At 63.4% G+C, this 24,332-nt stretch carries 24 protein-coding genes; 10 read left to right on the top strand and 14 right to left on the bottom strand.

Annotated features, from left to right (window positions below; all coding sequences use genetic code 11):
- Positions 1-37 precede the first annotated feature (37 nt).
- The 5 genes from REH59_RS25795 to REH59_RS25775 all read right to left on the bottom strand — a co-directional run bounded on the left by REH59_RS25795 (position 38) and on the right by REH59_RS25775 (position 4,499).
- Complete coding sequence (locus tag REH59_RS25795; protein WP_012053830.1) at positions 38-892, bottom strand: SPFH domain-containing protein; 855 nt, start codon at positions 890-892, stop codon at positions 38-40.
- Positions 893-918: 26 nt separating this feature from the next.
- Positions 919-1,356 carry an NfeD family protein gene (locus REH59_RS25790; RefSeq protein WP_003249659.1) on the bottom strand — a complete coding sequence of 146 codons (438 nt, stop codon included), beginning with the start codon at positions 1,354-1,356 and terminating at the stop codon, positions 919-921.
- Positions 1,357-1,484: 128 nt separating this feature from the next.
- Positions 1,485-2,204, bottom strand: coding sequence for a cobalt-precorrin-6A reductase (locus REH59_RS25785; protein ID WP_014861028.1), 720 nt, complete (start codon positions 2,202-2,204; stop codon positions 1,485-1,487).
- Complete coding sequence (locus REH59_RS25780; protein WP_004577047.1) at positions 2,201-3,295, bottom strand: cobalt-precorrin-5B (C(1))-methyltransferase; 1,095 nt, start codon at positions 3,293-3,295, stop codon at positions 2,201-2,203. Before REH59_RS25780 ends, REH59_RS25785 begins: the two co-directional genes overlap by 4 nt.
- Positions 3,288-4,499, bottom strand: coding sequence for a bifunctional cobalt-precorrin-7 (C(5))-methyltransferase/cobalt-precorrin-6B (C(15))-methyltransferase (locus REH59_RS25775; protein WP_014861027.1), 1,212 nt, complete (start codon positions 4,497-4,499; stop codon positions 3,288-3,290). Before REH59_RS25775 ends, REH59_RS25780 begins: the two co-directional genes overlap by 8 nt.
- 243 nt (positions 4,500-4,742) lie before the next feature.
- Here REH59_RS25775 and cobG point away from each other — a divergent pair, with 243 nt between their 5' ends.
- The 7 genes from cobG (at position 4,743) to REH59_RS25740 (ending at position 11,301) form a co-directional block, all read left to right on the top strand.
- Positions 4,743-6,074 carry a precorrin-3B synthase gene (gene cobG, locus REH59_RS25770; RefSeq protein ID WP_128573758.1) on the top strand — a complete coding sequence of 444 codons (1,332 nt, stop codon included), beginning with the start codon at positions 4,743-4,745 and terminating at the stop codon, positions 6,072-6,074.
- Positions 6,067-6,693 (top strand): precorrin-8X methylmutase, encoded by a 627-nt coding sequence (locus REH59_RS25765; RefSeq protein ID WP_003249670.1) that lies wholly within the window; start codon positions 6,067-6,069, stop codon positions 6,691-6,693. The genes cobG and REH59_RS25765 overlap by 8 nt, the downstream gene beginning before the upstream one ends.
- Positions 6,693-7,424, top strand: a complete 732-nt coding sequence (locus tag REH59_RS25760; RefSeq protein ID WP_026031823.1) for a precorrin-2 C(20)-methyltransferase — start codon at positions 6,693-6,695, stop codon at positions 7,422-7,424. Before REH59_RS25765 ends, REH59_RS25760 begins: the two co-directional genes overlap by 1 nt.
- Complete coding sequence (cobJ, locus tag REH59_RS25755; RefSeq protein ID WP_014861024.1) at positions 7,412-9,109, top strand: precorrin-3B C(17)-methyltransferase; 1,698 nt, start codon at positions 7,412-7,414, stop codon at positions 9,107-9,109. The genes REH59_RS25760 and cobJ overlap by 13 nt, the downstream gene beginning before the upstream one ends.
- Before the next feature lie 118 nt (positions 9,110-9,227).
- Positions 9,228-9,911 carry a hypothetical protein gene (locus tag REH59_RS25750; RefSeq protein ID WP_014861023.1) on the top strand — a complete coding sequence of 228 codons (684 nt, stop codon included), beginning with the start codon at positions 9,228-9,230 and terminating at the stop codon, positions 9,909-9,911.
- A gap of 51 nt (positions 9,912-9,962) precedes the next feature.
- Complete coding sequence (locus REH59_RS25745) at positions 9,963-10,652, top strand: hypothetical protein (RefSeq protein WP_014861022.1); 690 nt, start codon at positions 9,963-9,965, stop codon at positions 10,650-10,652.
- Positions 10,645-11,301 (top strand): hypothetical protein, encoded by a 657-nt coding sequence (locus tag REH59_RS25740; RefSeq protein WP_014861021.1) that lies wholly within the window; start codon positions 10,645-10,647, stop codon positions 11,299-11,301. The genes REH59_RS25745 and REH59_RS25740 overlap by 8 nt, the downstream gene beginning before the upstream one ends.
- A 10-nt stretch (positions 11,302-11,311) precedes the next feature.
- Here REH59_RS25740 and REH59_RS25735 read toward each other — a convergent pair whose 3' ends face one another.
- The 9 genes from REH59_RS25735 to REH59_RS25695 all read right to left on the bottom strand — a co-directional run bounded on the left by REH59_RS25735 (position 11,312) and on the right by REH59_RS25695 (position 22,409).
- The gene (locus tag REH59_RS25735; protein WP_003249681.1) at positions 11,312-11,908 is read right to left on the bottom strand and encodes a MarC family protein; all 597 of its coding nucleotides are present in this window, start codon (positions 11,906-11,908) and stop codon (positions 11,312-11,314) included.
- 75 nt (positions 11,909-11,983) lie between these two features.
- Positions 11,984-14,755, bottom strand: a complete 2,772-nt coding sequence (locus REH59_RS25730; RefSeq protein WP_014861020.1) for a hybrid sensor histidine kinase/response regulator — start codon at positions 14,753-14,755, stop codon at positions 11,984-11,986.
- A 135-nt stretch (positions 14,756-14,890) separates the two neighbouring features.
- Entirely contained in the window at positions 14,891-16,186 is a 1,296-nt protein-coding gene (gene purD, locus REH59_RS25725) for a phosphoribosylamine--glycine ligase (RefSeq protein WP_003249685.1), read from the bottom strand.
- 146 nt (positions 16,187-16,332) lie between these two features.
- Positions 16,333-17,940, bottom strand: coding sequence for a bifunctional phosphoribosylaminoimidazolecarboxamide formyltransferase/IMP cyclohydrolase (gene purH, locus REH59_RS25720; protein ID WP_014861019.1), 1,608 nt, complete (start codon positions 17,938-17,940; stop codon positions 16,333-16,335).
- Positions 17,941-18,021: 81 nt separating this feature from the next.
- Complete coding sequence (gene fis / locus REH59_RS25715; protein ID WP_003249693.1) at positions 18,022-18,342, bottom strand: DNA-binding transcriptional regulator Fis; 321 nt, start codon at positions 18,340-18,342, stop codon at positions 18,022-18,024.
- Positions 18,339-19,352 (bottom strand): tRNA dihydrouridine synthase DusB, encoded by a 1,014-nt coding sequence (gene dusB / locus REH59_RS25710; protein ID WP_003249695.1) that lies wholly within the window; start codon positions 19,350-19,352, stop codon positions 18,339-18,341. Before dusB ends, fis begins: the two co-directional genes overlap by 4 nt.
- A 207-nt stretch (positions 19,353-19,559) precedes the next feature.
- Positions 19,560-20,915 carry a DUF3426 domain-containing protein gene (locus REH59_RS25705; RefSeq protein ID WP_014861018.1) on the bottom strand — a complete coding sequence of 452 codons (1,356 nt, stop codon included), beginning with the start codon at positions 20,913-20,915 and terminating at the stop codon, positions 19,560-19,562.
- Between the two features lie 42 nt (positions 20,916-20,957).
- Complete coding sequence (gene prmA, locus REH59_RS25700; RefSeq protein ID WP_003249700.1) at positions 20,958-21,836, bottom strand: 50S ribosomal protein L11 methyltransferase; 879 nt, start codon at positions 21,834-21,836, stop codon at positions 20,958-20,960.
- 117 nt (positions 21,837-21,953) lie between these two features.
- Positions 21,954-22,409 carry a MaoC family dehydratase gene (locus REH59_RS25695; protein WP_014861017.1) on the bottom strand — a complete coding sequence of 152 codons (456 nt, stop codon included), beginning with the start codon at positions 22,407-22,409 and terminating at the stop codon, positions 21,954-21,956.
- A gap of 143 nt (positions 22,410-22,552) precedes the next feature.
- Between REH59_RS25695 and REH59_RS25690 the strand changes: the two genes are divergently transcribed.
- The 3 genes from REH59_RS25690 to REH59_RS25680 are packed head-to-tail and all read left to right on the top strand — an operon-like array spanning position 22,553 to position 24,228.
- Positions 22,553-22,915 carry a CidA/LrgA family protein gene (locus tag REH59_RS25690; RefSeq protein ID WP_014861016.1) on the top strand — a complete coding sequence of 121 codons (363 nt, stop codon included), beginning with the start codon at positions 22,553-22,555 and terminating at the stop codon, positions 22,913-22,915.
- The gene (locus tag REH59_RS25685; RefSeq protein WP_004576852.1) at positions 22,912-23,628 is read left to right on the top strand and encodes an LrgB family protein; all 717 of its coding nucleotides are present in this window, start codon (positions 22,912-22,914) and stop codon (positions 23,626-23,628) included. Before REH59_RS25690 ends, REH59_RS25685 begins: the two co-directional genes overlap by 4 nt.
- Positions 23,629-23,637: 9 nt before the next feature.
- A complete protein-coding gene (locus REH59_RS25680; protein WP_003249708.1) occupies positions 23,638-24,228 on the top strand; it encodes an LON peptidase substrate-binding domain-containing protein in 591 nt (196 codons plus the stop codon).
- The last annotated feature ends 104 nt before the right edge of the window (positions 24,229-24,332 follow it).

Genomic DNA, 24,332 nt, shown 5'->3' with positions numbered 1-24,332 from the left:
GTCTGGAAATGGGGGCTGCTTTGCGCCCCCGACACTCTCAAACCTTGTTGCGGCCCATCAACCCGCGCACGGTCTCTTGCAGGTCAGCCGGCAACACCACCACCTTGGCATTGCTGCTGCCCGCCAGGTTCTCCATCGCGCCCACATAGCGTTCGCCCAATAGGTACATCGCCGGTACGGTCTCGTTGCCCACCGCTTCCTTCACCAGCGAAATCGAGCGCGCCGAGGCCTCGGCCAGGCTGATCTGCGCCTCGGCATCCAGCCTGGCCGCCTGCAGGCGCGCCTCTGCTTCGAGGATCGCAGCCTGTTTGGCCCCTTCGGCGCGGGTGACGTCGGCCTTGCGCTCACGCTCGGCTGCGGCCTGGCGTTCCATGGCCAACTGCATGTTTTCCGAAGGTTTGATGTCTTGAATTTCCACCGAGCGCACGGTCACGCCCCAGTCTTCGGTCTGCTCGGACATTGCATCGCGCAGACGGGCCTTGATCTGCTCGCGGCTGGACAGCGCCTCGTCGAGGTCCATTGCACCGACGATGGCGCGCAGCGAGGTCATGGTCAGGCTGGTGACGGCGAACGAGAAGTCCTGCACGCCATACGAGGCTTTCTGCGGGTCGACTACCTTGGCGAAACACAGGGCGTTGGCGACGATTACCGCGTTGTCCTTGGTGATGATTTCCTGCTGCTGCACATCGAGGATGATGTCCTTGGTCGGCAGGCGGTAGGCGACCACGTCCATGTAGGGGATGACAATGTTCAGGCCCGGCTTGAGGGTGCTGTGGTAGCGGCCCAGGCGCTCGACGATCCACTCCTCGCCCTGGGGCACGATGCGTACCCCCTTGAACACGGTGATCAGGACGAACAGGGCAATGGCGCCGACGACGATGAGGCTGGTCATGCTGCAAAATTCCTTTTAATGCGGATTCAGGCCCGGATAACGCGGGCGGTGTTCCCCTCGATGGCGGTCAGGCGTACCCGCTCGCCGGCGGCGATCTGGCTATCGGCGATGCAGGTCCATTCTTCGTTGCCGAGGATCGGCTTCTGGAAGCGTACGCGGCCTTTCTGGAACTCCGACACGGGAGCGGTCAGCAGGCCCACTTCGCCGATCACGCTGTCGGCGGTCCAGCGCACATCCGGCTGCTTGCGCCGGAACACTTTGAACCACAGCACAGTGGTGGCCGACGACAGCAGTACCCACAGCAGGACCTGCATGTCCAGTTGCAGGCTGGGTGCGGCGAGGGAGATAAGCGAGACCAGCACGGCGCCGATGCCGAACCAGAGTATGAAGAACGTTGGGAGGACCAGTTCAAGCAGGATCAGCGCGATGCCGAAGACCAGCCAGATCCACCATTGCATTTCCATATGGGTGAAACCTTCCGGGGGAGGGGCGTCGAGTTTAAGGCAGCAGAGCGGCAACGGGCCACTGGGTTAGTTGGAAGAAAAGTCTGAAACCGTTGTAGGAGTGCCTGTGTGTCGCGAAAGGGCAGCGCCTAGAGGGCGAGCGCTGTTGCCAGGTCCGCCAGTGAGTCGAATGCCCGGTCCACCTCCGGCAGTGCCGGACGTTTCAGGACAAGCACCGGCACGCCAAGCTCCCGTGCTACCTCCAGCTTCGGCTCGGTCGCCACACTGCCGCTGTTCTTGCTGATCAGCACATCGATGTGGCGGCGCTGGAACAACGCCCGCTCATCTTCGATATGGAACGGCCCACGTGCGCCAATCACTTCACAGCGCTCGTTGCCAGGGCACGCCTCCAGCGCACGCAAGGTCCAGAACTGCTCTGGCGGAATCTCGTCCAGGTGCTGCAGCGGCTCGCGTCCTAGCGTGAACAGTGGCCTGCGGAACGGCTTCAGTGCTTCGATCAACCCTGCCCAATCCTCGACTTCTCGCCAGTCGTCCCCTGCTTGCGCCTGCCAGGCGGGACGACGCAAGGCCCAGCACGGGATGCCGACGTTGCGTGCGGCGCTGGCGGCATTGCGGCTGATTTGCGCGGCATAGGGATGGGTGGCGTCGATCAGCAGGGTGATGCCCGCTTCGCGCAGGTAACGGGTCAAGCCCTCGACACCGCCATAGCCCCCGACCCGCACCTGGCATTGCAAGCCCTGCGGCACGCGGCCGATACCGGCCAGGCTGTAGACATGTCGAGGCCCGAGTTGGCGGGCCATCGCCAGGGCTTCAGTGACCCCCCCTAGCAACAGGATGCGCGCAGTCATTGCACACCCGCCTGGCCGACGATGCCGCCTTGGCGGTCGATGGCGAACACCTCCACGTGCACCTGCGCCGGCACGACGCTACGGGCGAAGGCCAGGGCATGGGCACACACCGCGTCACCCAGGGCAATGCCGGCCGCATGAGCCAGGGCGAGCGCTTGCTGGCTGGTGTTGGCGCCGCTGATGGCAGCCTGCAACGCCTCGTCAGCGCCAATGTCTGCGGCCCAACCTGCCAGTTGCGGCAAGTCGATGCTGGAGTGACGACTGTGCAGGTCCATGTGCCCGGCGGCCAGTTTGCTGATCTTGCCGAAGCCGCCGCACAGGGTCAGGCGCGGCACCGGTACCTTGCGCAGGTGCTTGAGCACCGCGCCGACGAAATCGCCCATTTCGATCAGGGCGATTTCCGGCAGGCCGTAGACGCGGCGCATGGTGTCTTCGCTGGCATTGCCGGTGCACGCGGCTATGTGCGTGTAGCCGTTGGTGTGGGCCACGTCGATGCCTTGGTGGATCGAGGCAATGTAGGCCGCGCAAGAGAACGGCCGGACGATGCCGCTGGTGCCGAGGATCGACAGCCCGCCGAGGATGCCCAGACGCGGGTTCATGGTTTTCAGGGCCAGTTGCTCACCACCTTGCACATTGACCGTGACCTCGAAGCCGCCAAGGTAGCCGCACGCGTCGGCCAGGCGTTGCAGGTGTTCACTGATCATGCGCCGAGGCACCGGGTTGATGGCCGGTTCACCCACCGCCAGCACCAGCCCCGGGCGTGTCACCGTGCCCACGCCGCTGCCAGCGACAAAACCAATGCCAGGTTCCGCCAGCAGGCGCACCTGGCTATAGAGCAGGGCACCGTGGGTCACGTCCGGGTCGTCACCCGCATCCTTGAGGGTGCCGGCTTCGGCGCACTCGCCGATCAGGCGGCAGAATTCCAGGCGCATCTGCACGACCTTGCCTTTGGGCAGGGTGATGTCCACCGCATCGTCACGCTGCCCGGTGAGCAGCAGCTTGGCCGCTGCCAGGCTGGTGGCGGTGGCGCAGCTGCCGGTGGTAAGGCCGCTGCGCAGTGGCGCGGGCTGTTCGCGGGTTTCTTCACGCATCGGCGGGTTTCAGTACTTCGAGAAGGGTGATCGGCAGAGCCTGGCGCCAAGTGTCGAACGCACCCAAGGGCTGGGCATGAGCGACATGGATGCGGGTCAGCTCACCACCGTGCTGTTCGCGAAAGTGCGCCAGGGCCAGTTCGCTTTGCAGGGTGACGGCGTTGGCCACCAGGCGGCCGCCGGGGCGCAGGCTTGCCCAGCACAGGTCCAGTACACCTGCGCGGGTAACGCCGCCTCCGATGAAGATTGCATCCGGTTGTTCCAGGCCTTGCAGCGCCGCTGGCGCCTTGCCGCGAATCAGTTGCAGGCCGGGTACACCCAGTGCATCGCGGTTATGCTCGATCAAACCCTGGCGGCCTTCGTCGGCCTCGATGGCCAGCGCGCGGCATGCCGGGTGGGCGCGCATCCATTCGATGCCGATCGAGCCGCAGCCCGCACCGACATCCCACAAAAGTTCGCCGGGTTGCGGTGCCAGGCGCGCCAGGGTGATGGCGCGGACATCGCGCTTGGTCAACTGGCCATCGTGCCGGAATGCGTCGTCTGGCAACCCGGCCAGCCGGTGCAGGCGGGGCGCATCGGGCGTAGCCAGGCATTCGATGGCGACCAGGTTGAGCGCCGCGATATCGGTGTGCGGCCAGTCCTGGGCGGTGCCGGCCAGTGCACGTTCGTCCACGCCCCCCAAGTGCTCGAACACCTGCAGGCGGCTTGGGCCGAAGCCTTGCTCGCGCAGCTGCGCGGCAATTGCCGCCGGGCTGTCGCCATCGTTGCTCAGCACCAGCAGGCGCATGCCGCTGTACAAGTGGGCATTGAGCGCCGCCAGGGGGCGAGCCACCAGCGACACCACCTGCAGGTCCTGCAGCGGCCAGCCCAGGCGGGCAGCGGCCAGGGCGCAGGAAGAGGGCAGCGACAACACGCGCATTTCTGCAGCAGGCACCTGGCGCGCCAGGCTGGCGCCGACGCCGTAGAACATAGGGTCACCGCTGGCCAGCACGCACACCGGCTCGCCGCGAAGGGCCAGCACCGGGGCCAGCGAGAACGGGCTGGGCCAGGACAGCTGTTCAGCGGTCACGCAACGTGGCAGCAAGGCCAGCTGGCGCGGGCTGCCGAAGACCCGGCCAGCGCCCAGCAGGGCGCGCCGGGCCTGTTTGCCCAGGCCGCTGAAGCCGTCTTCGCCGATGCCTACTACTGTCAGCCAGGGTGTCATGTATTTCAATCCGCCATTTTTTGGGCCGCTTCGCGCCCCTTCGCGGGCAAGCCCGCTCCTACAGATACAGGGCAGCCTGTGCAGCCTGCAGTGATCCTGTGGAAGCGGGCGAGCCCGCGAAGAAGGCGACGCGGTCCTGAATTTCTACTTAATCGCCGAGGATGCTCGACCACCGGCTTTTCATGCCGCCGGACAAAGCAGGCATAATACCGCGCCTTCTACACTCAAGCGCATTTTCACAGACTGCCGGATGCCCCTTTGACGCAGGCCCATGCCCCCCACGTATCGCCCCGCCCCTCGGCCTGCCCGGGGTTGTGGCGCATTGTCAGTGCCCGTGATGGCGGTATCTGCCGCATCAAGCTGCCGGGTGGCCTGCTGCTGGCCGAGCAGGCTGAAGCCGTGGCGGCGGCGGCGGAGCGTTTTGCTGGCGGCGTGATCGAGGCCACCAACCGTGGCAACCTGCAGATTCGCGGCATAGGCAGCGAGCATCGCGCTTTGGTCGAGGCACTGCTCGCAGCCGGCCTGGGACCACGCGATGCCGCGGGTGACGATGTGCGCAACGTGATGCTCAGCCCGCTGGCCGGGCATGACCCGCTCATGCTGCTGGACGCCCGGCCGCTGGCCGGGCAGATCCTCGACCTGTTGGAAGGCACCCCGCGCTTTCACCAGCTGTCGGCCAAGTTCGCTGTGCAGCTGGATGCCGGCGAGCGCCTGGCGATGCTCGAACACCCCCATGACCTGTGGCTGTCGCCCCTGCACCTGGATCAGCAGACCTGGCTGGCGTTTGGCCTGGCAGGTTGCCCGGCAGAGGGCCAGGCGCTCGGTGCGGTGCCGCTGGCGCAGGGCCTGATGCTGGTGCGCGCCGTGCTGGAGCGCTTCCTCGATCTGGCATCCCCGACGCAGACGCGCATGCGCCAGCTGCTTGAGGTGTACCCGCCAGCTGATTTTGTCGCTGGGCTCGGCCTGGACATCCGCCGCGATGCCGCCGTGCTCACGTGGCGGCGTGAACAGCACCGCGCCTCGTGGTTGGGCAGGTTGCCCCAGGCGCAGGGTGTTGCCCTTGGCGTTGCCCCGCCGCAAGGCCGCCTGACCCCCACGATGCTGCGTGGCGCCGCACGTATTGCCCGTGAAAAGGGCGATGCCAGCATGCGCCTTAGCCCCTGGCAAAGCCTGGTGCTGACCAACCTGCAAGCGCAGCACATCGATCAGGCCCTGGCCGAACTGTCTGCGCTGGGGTTGCTGTGCCACGACCGCGAACCCCTGGCGCGTATCAGCGCCTGCACCGGTGCCAGCGGCTGCGCCAAGGCCCTTGCCGAGACCAAGGCTGACGCCGTTGTCCTGGCCGCGCTGCTGGGCCCTGGCGTGCCGGCCAGCGTGCACCTGTCTGGCTGCCCCCGTTCCTGTGCTGTGGCCCATGTTGCCCCGGCCACCTTGCTGGCCCGTTCGCCGGGCCGTTACGACTTGTACCTGCGTGATGCGCGCCAGCCGGGTTTCGGTGCCCTGCGCGCCACCGACCTTACCTTGAATGAAGCAGGCGCCATGCTCGACCTGCCGACGGAGCACCTTGATGATTGACTACATCCGCGATGGTCAGGAGATCTATCGCAACTCCTTCCGGATCATCCGTGAGGAAGCCCGACTCGAGCGGATCCCCGCAGACCTTGAAAAGCTCGCCGTGCGCGTGATCCACGCCTGTGGCATGGTCGACGCCATCGATGGCCTGCAGTTCTCCGACGGTGCCGGCCGGGCCGGGCGTGAGGCGCTGCTCAACGGCGCGCCGATCCTCTGCGATGCGCACATGGTGGCCGAAGGGATCACCCGGGCGCGCTTGCCAGCTGACAACAAAGTCATCTGCACCCTGCGTGACCCCAGCGTGCCGGGCCTGGCCAAAGACGCCGGCAACACACGCTCCGCCGTAGCCCTGGAGCTGTGGCGCCCTTACCTGGAGGGCAGCGTGGTGGTCATCGGCAATGCCCCTACCGCGTTGTTCTACCTGTTGGAGATGCTCGATGCCGGTGCGCCCAAGCCGGCGCTGATCCTCGGGTTCCCGGTCGGTTTCGTCGGTGCTGCCGAGTCCAAGGCCATGCTCGCCGCCGACAGCCGTGGCGTGCCGTTCGTGATCATGCAAGGCCGCCTGGGCGGCAGCGCGATGGCCGCCGCGGCGGTCAACGCCCTGGCCACGGAGGTGGAATGATGGCCCCGCGCGGACGACTGCTTGGCCTGGGCGTGGGCCCTGGCGATCCTGAACTGATTACCCTCAAAGCCCTGCGCCTGTTGCGTGAGGCGCCGGTGGTCGGCTACTTCGTGGCCAAGGGCAAGCGTGGCAATGCCTTCGGCATTATCGAGGCGCACCTGCAGCCCGAGCAGACCCTGCTGCCGCTGGTCTACCCGGTCACCACCGAAGTGCTGCCGGCGCCGCTGTCCTATGAGCAAGTGATCAGCGACTTCTACGACGAAGCCAGCGTACAGGTGGCCGAGCACCTGGATGCCGGCCGCGACGTGGCGGTGATTTGCGAAGGCGACCCGTTCTTCTATGGCTCCTACATGTACTTGCATGACCGCCTGGCGCAGCGCTACGAGGCAGAAGTGATTCCCGGTGTCTGCTCCATGCTCGGTGGCGCTTCGGTGCTGGGGGCGCCGCTGGTGTACCGCAACCAGAGCCTGTCGGTGTTGTCCGGCGTGTTGCCCGCTGAAGAGCTCAAGCGCCGTCTGGCCGACGCCGATGCAGCGGTGATCATGAAACTTGGGCGCAACTTCCCCAAGGTGCGCGAAGTGCTGGCCGACCTGGGCCTGGATGGGCGTGCGCTGTATGTGGAACGGGCGACCATGGCCAACCAGAAGATCGTGCCGCTGGACCAGGTCGACCCGCAGTCGTCGCCGTACTTCTCGCTGATCATCGTGCCGGGGGAAAAATGGCAGGGCTGAACATGCACAGGGCACCGGCCATCGTCATTCTCGGCCCGGGCAGCCTGGCGACGGCGCAGCGTATCCAGGCCTGTTATCCGCAGGCCACGATCCATGGCCTCGAGGGGCGTGTCGAGGGTGCGGACCAGTCGTACGTGTCGTTCGGCGATACCCTGCGCGGGTTGTACCAGCAAGACACGCCGATCATTGCGTTGTGCGCCGCGGGTATCGTTATCCGTAGCCTGGCCGCTCTGCTCTGCGAGAAGGGCAGCGAGCCGCCGGTACTGGCCGTGGCCGAGGATGGTAGCGCGGTAGTGCCGTTGCTCGGAGGCCTCGGTGGGGTGAACGTGATGGCGCGGGAAATCGCTGATGCGCTGGGCGTTTCCGCGGCCATCACCACCAGTGGCGAGCTGCGCTTCGGTACTTGCCTGCTGAACCCGCCGCAGGGCTATGCATTGGCCGATATCGAGCAAGGCAAGCGCTTTGTATCCGACCTGCTGGCAGGTGAGTCCGTGCGTATCGAAGGTAGCGCACCGTGGCTGCAGCTGGCGCAGTTGCCCGCCAGCGAGACGGCGCAGCGCACCATCCATGTGGGGCATCAGGCGCGTCCAGCCAACCGCGACGAGCTGCTGATCCACCCGCGCCAGGTGGTCGTGGGCGTTGCAGGTGGCAATCTGCACAGTATTCGCGCAGCACTGCAGCAGGCCGGCATCGCCGAGCCCTCGGTAGCCTGCGTGCTGGCCGACGAGGCAACCATGGCCGACAGCGCCCTGCACGAAGCTGCGCAGGCCCTGGGGGTCCCCTTGCGCTTTGCCACCGGCCCTGGCGATGTGGCCAGCATGGTCGCTGCGGCGGTGCCCGATGCCGAGTTGATAGCGCTTGAAGAAGTCGTGGTCGCGGTGGCGCCTGCCCCGGTCGACGTAGTGCAGGTCGGCCGCCGTCGCGGTCGCCTGGCGGTCATCGGCCTTGGCCCAGGTGCGGCGGAACTGATGGTGCCGGCGGTCAAGGCCGAACTTGCGCAGGCCGAAGATGTGCTCGGTTACGAAACCTACGTGCGCATGGCTGGCCCGTTCCGCGACGACCAGGTGCTGCACTGCACCGACAACCGCGAAGAGATGCAGCGCGCCCGACATGCCTTCGAACTGGCGGCCCAAGGCCGTTCGGTGGTGGTGGTGTCGTCAGGTGACCCGGGCGTTTTCGCCATGGCCGCTGCGGTGCTCGAAGCATTGCACGAATCCAGTGACCCTGCCTGGCATCGCGTTGACCTGCAGATCTTGCCGGGGGTTTCAGCCTCGCTGGCAACCGCCGCCCAGGCAGGTGCACCGCTGGGGCATGACTTCTGCGTGATGTCGCTGTCGGACAACCTCAAGCCCTGGTCGATCATTGAAAAGCGCCTGGACCTGGCTGCCCAGGCCGACCTGGTGCTGGCCTTCTACAACCCGATCTCCAAGGCCAGGCCGCACCAGCTCGGTGTCGCCCTGGAGGTTGTGCGCCGCCACCGTGACGGGAACACGCCTGTAGTCCTTGGCCGTGACATCGGTAGGCCGGGGCAGACACTGAAGGTAGTCACCCTGGCCGAACTGCTGCCAGAAATGGTCGACATGCGCACCATGGTGTTGGTTGGGTCTTCCACTACCTGCACTTTCGACCGCGCAGCGGGTGGGGTTTGGGTCTATACCCCGCGCTGGTATGGCGCAAAGCCGTAAGCGGCGGCAGCGCGGGCAGATGAGGAACTGCTTCGTGGCAGATTGAGGTAAAGGTCACAGGTAGGTTTGCGGCTGGAGCTATTTGGCTCCAACCGTACCCTTCCTGGAGACCTTTCCCATGACGACCGATAAAGAGAAGCTGCAGCTTCAGGTTCTGCCGGACAAGAATCTGTTCGTGTTCCCCGACCTGATGGGTGAGCAAAACCGCGATGCTGCAAAGGCTTGTCATGCCCTGGCCACGCAAGGTGCCAACAAGCAGCATGACCCTATCCGTGAAACGCAACTCTGGTTCAAACACTACATCTACCTGATGTCCAAGATGGGCTGGGCGCCGACCAATGTCGATGTACAGCAGGTCACTGAACGCAATATGCGCCTTGAGGTCAGCAACTTGCTGGGCAAGGGCCTGCAGGCGGCATATGGCGTTTTCACTGGCGATGTGGCAACCGCCCTGGACAATCTCGGCAAAACGGTTGTTTCAGCCTTGGCCGCCAGCACCAAAAACGTCGAGTTGCTCGACCGCAAGTCGGTCGAAGATGACCGAACCGGGCTGAGCCTTGCCAAGTGCGAGCAAACGGACGGCGGCCAAGTGGCGATGCTGGTCAGTGCGATCCAGACCGACGCCAAGCCTGACAAGGCTGCCAACTATCTGCTGGTCAAGTGGGAAAGCAACGGTACTTCCAACTTTGCTTGTGGTGCGGTGTTGAATTTCGATAAGCGCCAATACGACAAAGTTCGCGCCATTGTAGAAACCAAACTTGACGACAATGCCCTGCAGGTCCTGCTGGCACTGGAACTCTGACGATGAAGTTGGCCTGTCGACACGGCGTCGACGGGCCTGGAGGGCATACTGATGCACGCCAATTACACGTTGTGGTTGAACGGCAATAGCCTGGTATTGATCGACAACAATGTCAGTGCTTCACGAGCAGAAGCACTGTTGGATGTTCAGCTGGCAGCCTACCTGACCGCTAGCAAGGGTCACGCCCTTCAGGACGCTGAGTGGCACAAGGAGTATCTGCGAATTCAGGGTAACTTCGGCTGCACTGTCGCGACCTTGCATTCCGGCGCCGTGCCTGCTGCACCCGCAGTGGCCTGTGAACCGTGGAGCATGTTGCGGGCCAAGCTCTTGGCAGGTGTGCCCAGCGCCCTGCAGGGGCCGGTAGCCACATGCCTCGACGCCTATTCCGCCCAACCCGACGGTGCCATAGAACAGTTGTTATGGGCCGAATGTGTTCGGCCCCCGGACGATAAAGGCATGAGCCATGTACGTATGGAGTTGCGCCTGATACTGGCCGATTCAGGGGTCATCAGTACCGAATTGGGCTTCAGCACAGCAGAACATCTGGCGATGGATTGGCTGTGGCAGCCGCTGAATCTTTCAAGTGCCCAGGCCGCTCAGCAGTTCGATGCCAATTATTTCACCCATGAAAAAGTGATCAGTTCGATAAGTCCGGGCTTGCATGACGCTATCAAGGTCAAGCAATTGCAGTACCGCAGCCAGGTCAAACTTGCGACAACATCAGGAGTCGAAAATGAGTGAGATCAATCAAGGTGCCGCCAGTGGCAAACTCGTCCACAGCAGCCTGCTGTCATTCTTGCCAGGTGTTAGCCGCGAAGCCCGTGACGACATCCTGTTGGCCAATGCGTTTGCCCAGCAAGTAGCCTGGGGGGACTTCAACGAAGGCCTGGAGCCGGACTGGTTCAGGAACTACTGGCGTAACCTTGCGTTTCTGGGCTTTGATGGCAAGCTCGCGCCCACGGCGACTCGACCGGGGCCGGACAGGGCCAGCCTTGCCGATCAGGCGCTTGCCCAGATTCGCCAGAAAGGCTCCGCCGGCCATTATCAATCTGCGCAGTCGTCGCTTCAGGCGCTGCGCAATGACAGCCAGGCACTGACCGCGTTTGAATCCAGGGCAGTCTCCAAAGCGGTCGGGCGCTTTCAGTTGCTGCCTTGCTCACAGCAGTCGAGCGGCTTCATCGACATGGTGTTGGTTCACATGGAAATGTCGATGAAAAAGACCTCCAAGGGCTTCTTGTTCATGCAGTTGAACAGTGAAGTAAAACTCCTGGACATGCGAGTCGAAGTGATCCACTTCAACTTGCAGGGGTTCCGCGAAGACTACCGCAAGCGGGCCCAGGCCAGTGTCGACAAGCAAAATGGCAAGGCTATCCTTGAGCTGCAGTTGTAGGCTCTGCACCCTAGGGCAGCAGGTAGCCGCGAATCCCGGTAAAGATGATCTGTGCTGCCAGGGCGCAGACGAATAGCCCCATCAGGCGGCTGACGATTTGCAAACCCTGGTCACCGAGCAGGCGCTCGATACGGTGCGATAGATACAGCACCAGGCCTACGGTAAAGCTGGCCAAGGCAATGCTGACGATGGCCAGCAGTTTTTCATCCCAGTGCGGCTGGCTCACCCCCATCACCAACAGGGCACCGATGGTACCGGGGCCAACGGTCAGCGGAATGGTCAGCGGTACGATGGTCACATCCTGCTGCACGTTGTCGGCCTGTACCGCCGGCTTGCCCTGGGCCATGCCCAGGGCCGAAATGAACAGCACGCTGCCGGCACCGATGCGAAAGGCATCGGCGGTGATGCCGAAAATTCCGAAGATCGCCCGCCCGAACAGGTACAGCATCACGCTGGCGACCAAGGCTGCGAACGCGACCTTCCAGGCCAGTTGCTTGCGCTCCTTGCTGGAGTGGCCGCGGGTCAGGCTGATGAAACACGACAGCACGAAGAACGGGCTGTAGAGCACGAGCATTTTCAGGTAGACGCTGAACAACTCATGGAGCATGAGCAGTGTTCCTTGGGTTTATGCCGGCGCGGCCTTGTGTCGCGAGGCCGCTCCTGCAAGAGCATTGGATATCGGTCAGGACGTATGTGCCGGGTCCACCTTGGCTTCCCGGTGATTTGCCCAGTATTGAATCAGCTCGCGCAACTGCGACAACTCCACCGGCTTGGCCATGTGTCCGTCCATGCCTGCCAGCCGCGCGCGCTCCTTGTGTTCGGCCAGTATGTGCGCTGTCAGTGCCACCACCGGCGTGCGCTGGCGCTGGTTGTCAGCTTCCCAGGCCCGCAACTGCTGGGTGGCCGAGAAACCGTCCAGTATCGGCATCTCGCAGTCCATCAACACCAGGTCATAATGCTGCGCTTTCATCGCCTGCAAGGCCTCTTCGCCATTGCAGGCGGTATCGGGCTTGAGGTTGAGCTTGCCGAGCATGCTGCGGATCACCTTGGTCGAGATGCTGTTGTCTTCGGCGACCAGCACGCGGAAGTCACCTGGCAGGTCCAGCGCCTGCGGGATGCCAGGCAGGCTGGCAGGTATCGCCTGTTCGCGGCCGCGCTGTGCCAGCTCCTCGGCCAGGGTGGTCTTCAACGTATAACCGGCCACCGGCTTGGCCAGTATTCGCTTGACCCCGGCGTTGCGCGCGATGACTTTGCTCGGCGCATTGCTGATGCCGGTGAGCATCACCACTAGAATGTCGTGGTTCAGGCTCGGGTCTTCCTTGATCTTGGCGGCCAGCTGCATGCCGGTCATGCCGGGCATGTTCTGGTCCAGCAGCACCGCGTCGAAGTAGTCGCGCAGGTGCGCCTTGGTGCGCAAAAGGGCCAGAGCCTCCTTGCCCGACGGCACTGCGCTGACGTTCATGCCCCAGGCGCTGCACTGCTGTACAAGCACCTTGCGGCACGTGTCGTTGTCGTCTACTACCAGCACGCGGGCATCGCGCAGCGGGCTGTCGAGGTCCGCCGGTGGCTGTTCCAGGCGTGAAGGGTCCAGCGGCAAGGTCAGCCACAGGGTGTTGCCCATGCCGGTGTTGCTCTTGATGCCGAACTCGCCCTGCATCAGACCGATCAACTGTTTGGCGATGACCAGCCCCAGGTGGCCGCCCAGCTTGTTGCTGGAAAGGAAGTGGTGGCTGTGCAACTCGGCCTGCAGCAAGGCTTCACGGTCGGCAGCGGGCAACGGCTCGCCGCTGTCCTGCACGGCGATACGCAGGCGTGGCACCTCGCCGCGTTGATCCAGCGCCACCACCAGCAGGATCTCGCCCTGGTCGGTGTTTTTCAGGGCGTTTTCCAGCAGGCTCGACAAGGCCTGGCGCAGGCGCGTCGGGTCTCCGCTGATAACTCGCGGTACTTGTGGCTGGGTGAAGCTGATCAGCTCGATGTTCTGTTGCTCGGCCTTGGCGCGGAAGATGTTCAGGCAATCCTCGATCAGCGCGTTAAGGTCGAACTGCACATCATCCAGCTCGATTTGCCGGGATTCCAGCTTGGAAATGTCCAGAATTTCGTTGATCAGCGTCAGCAGCTCGTTGCCCGCGCTGTGGATGGTCTGCACATAGTCACGTTGCTTCACCGACAGCGGTGTGCCCAGCAGCAGTTCAGTCATGCCGAGCACGCCGTTCATCGGGGTGCGGATTTCGTGGCTGATCTTGGCCAGGAACTCGGCTTTGGCGTTGATTTCTGCATCGCTGGCGGCCAGTGCACGGCTGGCGCTGAAACGCTCCTCGCTTATGCGCCGCAGCCGTTCACTGACTGCCAGGTTGAGCAGCAGGCCACTGACCACGGTCAGGCCCAGCAGGATGCACAGCAGCCAGGGTGTCGAGGTGCGTGTCAGGCCCAGCAGGGCTGGCAGCAGGACCAGGCCTCCGAGGTTGAACACCACCATGGCCAGGCTGAACAGGCGTCCGGGTGCATAGCCCTTGTACCAGTGGTAGCTGCTGACCAGCAGCATGCTCACGCTGCCCAGCGCCATCAGGGCGTAGGTCATCAGGTTCAGTGGCAGGGTATCGACGAACAGCAGCACCAGGCCACTGAGCCCGACAATCAGCATCTCACCCTGCAGCAGGCGGTTAAGCCGTGGCGAATTGCACGGCGAAAAGAAATGTTGGGTGAAATACAACCCGGACAGGCCGGCCAGGACCAGCGTCAGATAGGCGGCAGGCGTTTGCGCACTGTGCCACACATGCCACCAAGGGCCGCTGAGGTTCAGCAGGATCAGGCCGCTGAGCAGCATCAGGCCGTGGTACAGCGCCAGGATCAGGGTGGTGCTGGAGCGGGTGTAGAGGAAGCGGATCAGGTTGTGCATGATCAGCATGATCAGGCCGCCGAACAGCATGCCGAACCACAGCGGCTGGCGTTGATCCGAGGCTGCCTCGGCCGCAGGTTCAAGGCTGATGGCCGGACGCAGCTGGTGCTCTGAGGCCAGGCGCAAGTAGATGTCCAGCGGTTGCCTGCTGTTGGGCAGGGGCAATACATGGTCGCTGCCACGCAGGGTCGGGCTGGCATTGCCGGCCTGGCGTCCGTGGTGCAGCTGACGCAGAAGTTGTTCACCTTCGAGGGCGTAGAGGTCCAGGCCAGAAAGGTCCGGGGCAAATACCCGCAGCAGCTGCTCCTGGTCACCTGGTGCCAGACGATAGTGCAGCCACAAGGCCTGTCCAGCCGGGGCAGCATCAAGGTCGGCGAGAGGCAGTGGGCTGAACTGGTTGCGATAGCGCTCGGAGCGCACATCGCTCAGTTGCAGGTTGGCCTGTTCGTCGAGCAGAACGGTCCAGCCTCCGTCATGTTCGGCCGCAGCCGGAAACATGCAGAGCAGGGTCAGCAAGCTGACGATCAGAGCTGAGGCAATCCGAAGCCGACGCACTACGAAATCCCTTCTTGGCCGATGTGCCGGGTACTCACTATGCGCGGCGCGCGAAGTCGAAGGCAAGGCCCATTCCGGGCCCTGTCGACGAGCCGGATGCCGCAGGCTGAAACCGCTGCGGCATACCGGTAGTACTTACTGCTGGTGCTCACCGCGCTCGCGGGCGATGGCCCGATAGCCGATGTCGGAACGGTAGAAGCTGCCGTTCCAGCTGACTTCCTTGGCCAGGCGATAAGCCTGCTGCTGCGCGTCGGCAACGGTGCTGCCCATGGCGGTGGCACACAGCACGCGCCCGCCGTTGGTGGTTACCTTGCCATCCTTGAGCGCAGTACCGGCATGGAATACCTTGCCTTCGATCTTGGCGGCAGCGTCCAGGCCGTTGATCACGTCGCCCTTGGCGTAGTCGCCCGGGTAACCGCCCGCTGCCAGGACCACGCCCAGGCTCGGGCGCGGGTCCCACTGTGCTTCGACCTTGTCCAGTGCCTTGGCGAACGCAGCTTCCACCAGCAGTACCAGGCTCGACTCCAGGCGCAGCATGACCGGCTGGGTTTCCGGGTCGCCGAAGCGGCAGTTGAACTCGATGACCTTGGGGTTGCCCGCCTTGTCGATCATCAGGCCGGCGTAGAGGAAGCCGGTGTAGACGTTGCCTTCCTCGGCCATGCCGCGCACGGTTGGCCAGATCACCTGGTCCATCACGCGCTGGTGCACGTCGGCGGTAACCACCGGGGCAGGGGAGTAGGCGCCCATGCCGCCCGTGTTCGGGCCGGTATCCTGGTCGCCGACGCGCTTGTGGTCCTGGCTGGTGGCCATGGGCAGCACATTGTGGCCGTCGACCATGACGATGAAGCTGGCTTCTTCGCCGTCGAGAAACTCTTCGATCACGACACGCGAACCGGCTTCACCGAAGGCGTTGCCAGCCAGCATGTCACGCACGGCGGCTTCGGCTTCTTCCAGCGTCATGGCGACGATCACGCCCTTGCCGGCCGCCAGGCCATCGGCCTTGATCACGATTGGCGCGCCTTTTTCCTGCAGATAGGCCAGCGCTGGCTCGATCTCGGTGAAATTCTGGTAGTCGGCGGTCGGGATCTTGTGACGTGCCAGGAAATCCTTGGTGAAGGCCTTGGAGCCTTCCAGCTGGGCCGCGCCCTTGGTTGGGCCGAAGCAGTCCAGGCCGCGGCTGCGGAACAGGTCGACCACGCCGATAACCAGCGGTGCTTCCGGGCCGACGATGGTCAGGTCGACGTTTTTCTCGGCGAAGTCGGCCAATTGCTCCAGGGCACACACGTCGATGGCGACGTTCTCGCACTTGGCTTCAATGGCGGTACCGGCGTTGCCCGGGGCAACGAAGACTTTCTCGACGCGTGGGTCTTGGGCGACTTTCCAGGCCAGGGCGTGCTCACGGCCGCCGCTGCCGATGATCAAAACTTTCATGTCAAAACCTCGATTCAAGTGATCCCGTGGCTTGCGCCGAACACTGTGGGAGCGGGCTTGCCCGCGAATGCGGCGGTGAATCCACCATCGTATTCGCGGGCAAGCCCGCTCCCACAGGATCTCGACTCGCCTCGGGATCCGCGTAATTAGTGGCGGAAGTGGCGCATGCCAGTGAAGACCATCGCGATGCCGGCCTCGTCGGCAGCAGCGATGACTTCAGCATCACGCATCGAACCACCCGGCTGGATCACGGCGCTGATACCCACTTTAGCTGCATTGTCGATACCGTCACGGAACGGGAAGAATGCATCCGACGCCATGACCGCGCCCTGCACCTGCAGGCCAGCGTGCTCGGCCTTGATTGCAGCGATGCGGGCGGAGTTGACGCGGCTCATCTGGCCGGCGCCGACGCCGATGGTCTGGCGCTGCTTGGCGTAGACAATGGCGTTGGACTTGACGAACTTGGCCACTTTCCAGGCGAATACCAGGTCGTGGATCTCTTGCTCGGTCGGGGCACGCTTGGTGACGATCTTCAGGTCATCGGCGGTGATCATGCCGATATCGCGGCTTTGCACCAGCAGGCCACCGTTGACGCGCTTGAAGTCCCAACCGGCAGCGCGCTCGGCTGGCCACTCGCCGCACTCCAGCAGACGTACGTTCTGTTTGGCAGCCACCACGTCGCGGGCGGCCTGGGAGATTTTCGGGGCGATGATCACTTCGACGAACTGGCGGTCGACAATGGCCTTGGCGGTTTCGCCGTCCAGTTCACGGTTGAATGCGATGATGCCGCCGAACGCCGATTCGGTGTCGGTCGCGTAAGCCAGGTCGTAGGCTTTGCGGATGCCGCCTTCGTCTTCCGGTACTACCGCCACGCCGCACGGGTTGGCGTGCTTGACGATGACGCAGGCCGGCTTGACGAAGCTCTTTACGCATTCCAGCGCGGCGTCAGTGTCGGCCACGTTGTTGAATGACAGTTCCTTGCCTTGCAGCTGGACAGCGGTGGAAATGCTGGCTTCGCCTTTCTTGGCTTCTACATAGAACGCCGCGCTCTGGTGCGGGTTCTCGCCATAACGCATTTCCTGTGCCTTGACGAACTGGCTGTTGAAGGTGTGCGGGAATTCGCTGCGCGCCTCGGTGCTCAGGGTGTCCTTGGCCTGGTCGATGGTGCCCATGTAGTTGGCGATCATGCCGTCGTAGGCGGCAGTGTGCTCGAACGCCTTGAGCATCAGATCGAAGCGCTGGGCATAGGTCAGGCCACCGGCCTTGAGGCCTTCGACGATGCCGGCGTAGTCGCTGGCGTTGACCACGATGGCCACGTCCTTGTGGTTCTTGGCTGCCGAACGGACCATGGTCGGGCCGCCGATGTCGATGTTCTCGATGGCGGTCGGCAGGTCACAGCCAGGCTTGGAAATGGTGGCTTCGAACGGGTACAGGTTGACCGCAACCAGGTCGATCGGCTTGATGCCGTGCTCGTTCATGATGGCGTCGTCGGTGCCACGACGGCCGAGGATACCGCCGTGGATCTTCGGGTGCAGGGTTTTGACCCGGCCATCCATCATTTCGGCGAAGCCGGTGTAGTCGGCCACTTCCACCGCGTTTACGCCGTTGTCCTTGAGCAGCTTGTAGGTGCCGCCGGTGGACAGGATCTCGACACCGAGCTGCTGCAGCTCACGGGCGAATTCGAGGATACCGGTCTTGTCGGAGACGCTGATCAGGGCGCGGCGGACTGGCAGGCGGGTAGTCTGGTCGGTCATTTCGGGTTCCAATAACGCGGTGGAGTCAGCAAAAAAGGCGCCTCTGTTCAGGGAGTCGCCTTTTCTGGATGGGATTCTGGCTTACAACAAGTCGTACTGCTTGAGCTTCTTGCGCAGGGTGCCTCGGTTCAGCCCGAGCATCTCGCTGGCCTTGGTCTGGTTGCCCTTCACGTAGTTCATCACGCTTTCGAGCAGGGGCGCCTCGACTTCGGAGAGCACCAGGTTGTACACGTCCGTCACGGTCGCGCCTTCCAGGTGGGCGAAGTAGTTGTGCAGCGCCTTCTCGACGCTGTCGCGAAGGGTCTGGCCCTCTTCGCTCGGCGTGTTGAGGTGCTGTTTCAGGTTGGCGTTGTCGCTCACGGGCGTTGTTCCACTCACAAAATTCTCGGTCATCATCGTCATGCGGCCACCCCTTGTCCGTCCTCTGTCTCAAGGCTCTGTCGACGTTCGCTGAAAAACGCGCGAACGTTGGCGCACTGCGCTTGTGTGTCTTCCAAAGCGTTGAACCGGGCGCGAAACTCCTTGCCGCCGGGTCGTGTTGCCAGGTACCAGCCAACGTGCTTGCGGGCGATACGTACGCCCATCACATCGCCATAGAAGGCATGCAGCGCGGCCAGATGCTCCAGCAGGATGCGTTCCACTTCGTCCAGTTGCGGCGCTGGCAGATGTTCGCCAGTGCGCAGGTAATGCTCGATCTCGCGAAAGATCCATGGCCGCCCTTGGGCAGCCCGGCCAATCAACAGGCCATCGACCCCGGTGGTTTCCAGCACCGCCCGGGCCTTTTCTGGCGAGGTGATATCGCCGTTGGCAAAAACCGGGATTGACACCGCCTGCTTGATGGCCGCGATGGTGTCGTATTCGGCTTCGCCGGTGTACAGGTCGGCACGTGTGCGGCCATGCACCGCCAGCGCCTGGATGCCAGCCTGTTCGGCGATCTTCGCCACGTTCAGGCCGTTCTTGTTCGCCCGGTCCCAGCCGGTGCGGATTTTCAGGGTCACCGGTACGTCCACAGCGCTGACTACGGCGTGGAGGATCTCGCTGACCAAGGCTTCATCTCTCAATAAAGCAGAGCCTGCGGCTTTGTTGCAGACTTTTTTTGCCGGACAGCCCATGTTGATGTCGATGATCTGGGCACCCGCTTCGACATTGGCCTTTGCCGCCGCTGCCATCATCTGCGCATCACCGCCGGCGATCTGCACCGAGCGTGGCTCGGGATCACCTTCATGGATGCGGCGCAGGCTCGACTTGCGGCTGTTCCACAGGCTCATGTCGCTGCTTACCATTTCCGACACCACCATGCCGGCGCCCAGGCGCTGGCAAAGTGTACGGAAAGGCTGGTCCGTGACCCCGGCCATGGGCGCGAGGATCAGGTTGTTACGTAGTGTGTATTGGCCGATGCGTACCGCCGACATAGGTGATCCCTGTTGTGGGGCCGAATCTTGGAGTTCGAAAAAGGGTTGGCATGATACCCGCTCTCGATGACTGGATAAAGATGGATTTGGATAAAATCTGAACAGTTGTCGGCTTATGCCTTTGTGCTTCAAGCAGCAAGCGACAGGACAAAAAGCGGTCGCGGTTGGGGCTTCTTGTCTTGTCGCTTGCTGCTGGCCGCTTGTCGCCTACTCCGGCGAACGGAAGCTCAGGCTGTAATTCACGGCCTTCGGCCCAGGGTCGAGGATGTCCAGGGCAATGTGGATTGGCGTCTGGCTGGGCATTTCGCCACGCCCTGCCAGTTCCCCCGACAGGTACTCGCTGGGCTTGAAGCGACGGCTGGCGATCAGTTGGCCATTGAGATCGGCGAAGCGCAGCTCCAGCAATGGGAATGGCTGGGCGAACGGTGCGCGGTTGTAGATGATCGCGTCGACAATGAGTGCGCCCTTGAAGTCCGGATGGCTGCGCACCACCAGATTGCTGCTCTTGATGCGTGCAATATCGACGCGGGTAGGGACCTGGCAGCCGAGCATCGGGCAGATTTGCTGGAAAATCGGCCGATACTGGTCCTGGCGGGCCATTTCGTCGAAGTGAAACCACACGTACTGGAACGCCAGCAGGCCGGCAGCCAGCAGGGTCAGAAAGCCCCACAGCAGGCGCTTGCCCCAGTTGGGTGCGGGTTTTTCCCAGCCTAGCTGCAGCGGGTCATCGACCACATCGACCAGCGGCTCCTTGCGCGAGGGGCGCTCGGGTTTGCCGGCAAGGCCTGGTTCCAGGCGCTCTCCGGGCAGCGGCTCGACGGGCTCGTCGTCATGCGCCGACAGGCGCAGCGCCAGTGGCTCGTCGTCGCGGGCGCTCAGGCCTTTTTCCGGGGTTTCGTCATCGCTGATGCGCAGCGGTTCGCTGAATGCGGGCTGGTCATCGCGTTCGGCCGCACGGTGCACAGGCGGCTCGCCATCGATGTCCAGGTCAAGGTTGCTGCCCAGGGTAGGCTCGGTACGCTCGCCGGGGGCAGGCTCCAGGTCCAGCTCCAAAGGTTCCGGTTCCAGTAGCACCGGGGTAGGCTCTGCCGGTTCCTGCGGCGCGTAGGGCTCATCGGTAGCCGTACCGAAAAGGTCTTCTGCGTGCTCGTCCGGGTGAAGTTCATCGCGCCGTGCCTGCAGCTTGTCATCCTGGCTGGCCGGGTGGGTCGGGGCCGGTTGGCCGCGACGCTCCAGGCGCTCCAGTTCCTTGTCGAGGTCGAGCTCGTCCAGCGCCTGGGCAGTCAGCGCCCAGTCCTGGTCAGGAGGGGTGCCGCGTACACTGATGGCAGGCTCTGGCGCCAGCTCGGCCAGCGGCTCGGCAGGCACTGCAGGTACCGGTGCCGGCACCACGGGGGCGCTGGTGGTAGCGGCGCGGTTTTGCTCCAGCAGCTGCTTGGCGGCATTGAATACCTGCAGGCAGTGACCGCAGCGCACCACGCCACGCGCCACGCCCAACTGGTGGTGGGTGACGCGAAAGCTGGTCTGGCAATGCGGGCACTGGGTGACGAAACTGTCGGTCATGCGGCGATCCGGGAGCTGTGCAGAAAAGTATTCTAGGCCCGCTTAGCGACGCCGACCACTGATGCGCACCCAGCCGTCGCGCACGACGATCGGGTCCAGTTCAAAGTCGGCGGCATAAGCGGCGGCCACGTCTTCACCTTGCTCGGCGAGGATGCCCGACAGCGCCAGCAGGCCACCTGGGCGAACCAGGCCGGACAACTGTGGCGCCAGCGACACCAGCGGGCCGGCGAGGATGTTGGCAACCAGCACGTCGGCCTGCATCGCCGGCATGTGTTCGGGCAGGTACAGCGCCAGTTTCTCGTCGGCAATGCCGTTGCGTTGGGCGTTGTCGCGCGAAGCCTCGATGGCCTGCACGTCGATGTCGGTGCCTACCGCTTCGCGGGCGCCCAGCAGCAGCGCAGCGATGGCCAGGATGCCCGAACCGCAGCCAAAGTCCAGCACCTGGGTGCCTTCAAGCTGCTGGCCGTCGAGCCATTCCAGGCACAGGGCCGTTGTGGGGTGGGTGCCGGTGCCAAAGGCCAGGCCCGGGTCGAGCAGCAGGTTCACGGCGTCCTTTTCCGGGGCATCGTGCCAGCTGGGCACGATCCACAGGCGGCGGCCGAAGCGCATCGGCTGGAAGTTGTCCATCCAGCTGCGCTCCCAGTCCTGATCCTCGATCACCTCGGCCTGGTGCTCGGGCAGCTCGGCGCCGGTCAGCAGGCGCAAGTGGGCGAACACCTGTTCAGGGTCGGCATCGGCCTCGAACAGTGCCAGCAGGTGAGTGTGCGACCACAGCGGGGTGGTGTTGAGGTCTGGTTCGAAGATCGGTTGATCTTCGGCATCCATGAACGTGACCGAGACGGCGCCTACTTCAAGCAGCGCATCTTCATAGGTTTCGGCTTGTTCCGGGCTGATGGCCAGGCGTACTTGCAGCCAGGGCATGGCGGGCACCTTTGATAAATCGACAGGGGCAGCCCTAGGCTGCGCGAAGGCTGGCAGTTTACGCGAGTGCGGGGGATTTGTGGATCGGGGGCTGCACTGCAGCCCCCCGGGCATGTATCAGACAAAACAGAGCGACAGCGACTCGGCTATATAAGCAGGCTTCTCTTCACCCTCAATCTCCAGCGTGGCAATCGCCTTGAGTAGCCACTGCCCCGGTTTTTTCTCGGTCACCTCGCCCAGCTTTATTTTCAGCCGAACCCGGCTGTCGACCTTGACCGGCTGAATGAAGCGCACGCTGTCCAGCCCGTAGTTCACCACCATCTTCAGCCCTTGCGGCAGAACGAGGATGTCCTCAATCAGCTTGGGGATCAGCGACAAGGTCAGGAAACCATGGGCAATCGTGCCGCCAAACGGGGTTTTTGCTGCCTTCTCGGGGTCGACATGGATGAACTGGAAGTCGCCGGTCGCCTCGGCGAACAGGTTGATGCGCTGCTGGTCGATCTTCACCCACTCCGAGTGGCCCAGCTCCTTGCCAACGTACTGCGAAAGCTCTGTAACCGGTACATGGGGCATCGCGGACTCTCCGGGTTGTCAGTTGGTACGAAAGTACAAGATCAGCACGGCGAACCGTTTCAGTCAAGTTGCCCACTTTTCGGCGAATATCGGTCTATAGCTGAGCGTGCTTATAATGGCGGCCATGCCCGAGGGAGATGCTTATGCTGTTGCGTGGTTTGACCTGGCTGGTACTGTTCCAGCTGCTGGGGACGGCGATCAATCACCTGTTTGTGCCGTTTTTGCCCGGGCCGATCATCGGCCTGTTGTTGCTGCTGCTCTTTCTCATGGCTCGCGGTGAGGTCGGCAAGCCGCTGAACGAGGCCGCCAGCAGCTTGCTGCGCTATCTCCCGCTGCTGCTGGTACCGCCGGCAGTCGGGGTGATGGTATATGCCAAGGACATTGCCGCCGACTTCTGGGCGATTGTCGGGGCCTTGCTGATCTCCTGTCTGTTGACCCTTGTGTTCGTCGGTGTGCTGATGCAAAAGCTCATCCAGCGCCAGGGCAAGCGTGAGGAGCAGCCATGATGCTCGACTGGCAGGGCGCACTCGATGCGGTCATTCACCACCCATTGTTCGGTATTGGCATCACGCTGGGGGCCTATCAGGTAGTGCTGGCAGCCTACGAGAAAACCCGCTGGATCTTCCTGCAACCTGTACTGGTGTCGATGCTGCTGGTGATCGGTGTGTTGCTGCTGTGCGGCATCGATTACAGCGAATACCGCAAAAGCACCGAAATCATGAACATCCTGCTGGGGCCCGCTACGGTGGCCCTGGCTGTGCCGCTCTACCTCAACCTGCGGCGTATCCGCCAGCTGTTCTGGCCGACATTTACTACGCTGGTAGTCGGAGGCCTGTTTGCCACGCTCTGCTGCCTGGTGCTGGGTTGGTGGTTCGGTGCCGAGCACATGATCCTGATGACCATGGCGCCGAAGTCCGTCACCTCGCCGATCGCCATGCTGGTGGCTGAGCAGATTGGCGGCGTGGCGGCCCTGGCGGCAGTGTTCGTGTTGATTACCGGGGTGATCGGGGCGATCTTCGGCCCGGCGTTGCTGAGCCGCTTCGGCGTGCACAGCCCTGAGGCGCGCGGCATGTCGCTGGGCGTGACCGCACACGCAGTGGGCACTTCGGTGGCCCTGCAGGAAAGTGACGAATGCGGCGCCTTTGCCGCGCTGGCGATGAGCCTGATGGGGGTGGCTACAGCGGTGTTCCTGCCGCTGGCAGTCAGCCTGGTGGCTTGAGGAATTGTGATGACGCTACCGCTGTTTCCGCTCAATACCGTGCTGTTTCCTGGCTGCTTCCTCGATTTGCAGATTTTCGAGGCGCGCTACCTGGACATGATCGGGCGCTGCATGAAGCAGGGCGAAGGGTTTGGTGTGGTGTGCATCCTTGAGGGCGAACAAGTCGGCAAGGCGCCGCCGGTGGTCGCCTCGATCGGCTGTGAAGCGGTGATCCGCGACTTCGTGCAGCAGGATAACGGCTTGCTGGGTATCCGCGTCGAGGGCGTGCGGCGCTTCAATCTGGAAAGCTCCGAGGTGCAGAAGGACCAGTTGCTGGTGGGCCAGGTGCAATGGCTGCCGGAGCAGGCCGACAGCCCGTTGCTGGAGGCCGATGACGACCTGCTGGCGCTGTTGGTGGCCCTGGGTGAGCACCCCATGGTCGAAGCGCTGGGTATGCCGCGCCCGGTGGACGGGCGTCAGGCGCTGGCCAATCAGCTGGCGTACCTGTTGCCGTTCATGGAAGAAGACAAGCTGGACCTGCTGACCCTCGATTCGCCGCAGCAGCGGCTGGGGGAAATCCAGAAGCTGCTGGAGCGGATTCAGGGTGAGTTGTTCGCCTGATGGTTCTGTATTGCCGGTGCCGGCCTATTCGCGGGTAAACCCGCTCCTACGACAAGCGCGATCCCCTGCGTAGGAGCGGGTTTACCCGCGAATAGGCCGGCACA

This window comes from Pseudomonas sp. BO3-4 (assembly GCF_034044115.1).
In the GTDB taxonomy this organism is placed as follows: domain Bacteria; phylum Pseudomonadota; class Gammaproteobacteria; order Pseudomonadales; family Pseudomonadaceae; genus Aquipseudomonas; species Aquipseudomonas alloputida.
Note: the sequence above shows the minus strand (reverse complement) of the source record. Positions and strands in the feature narration are given on the sequence as shown.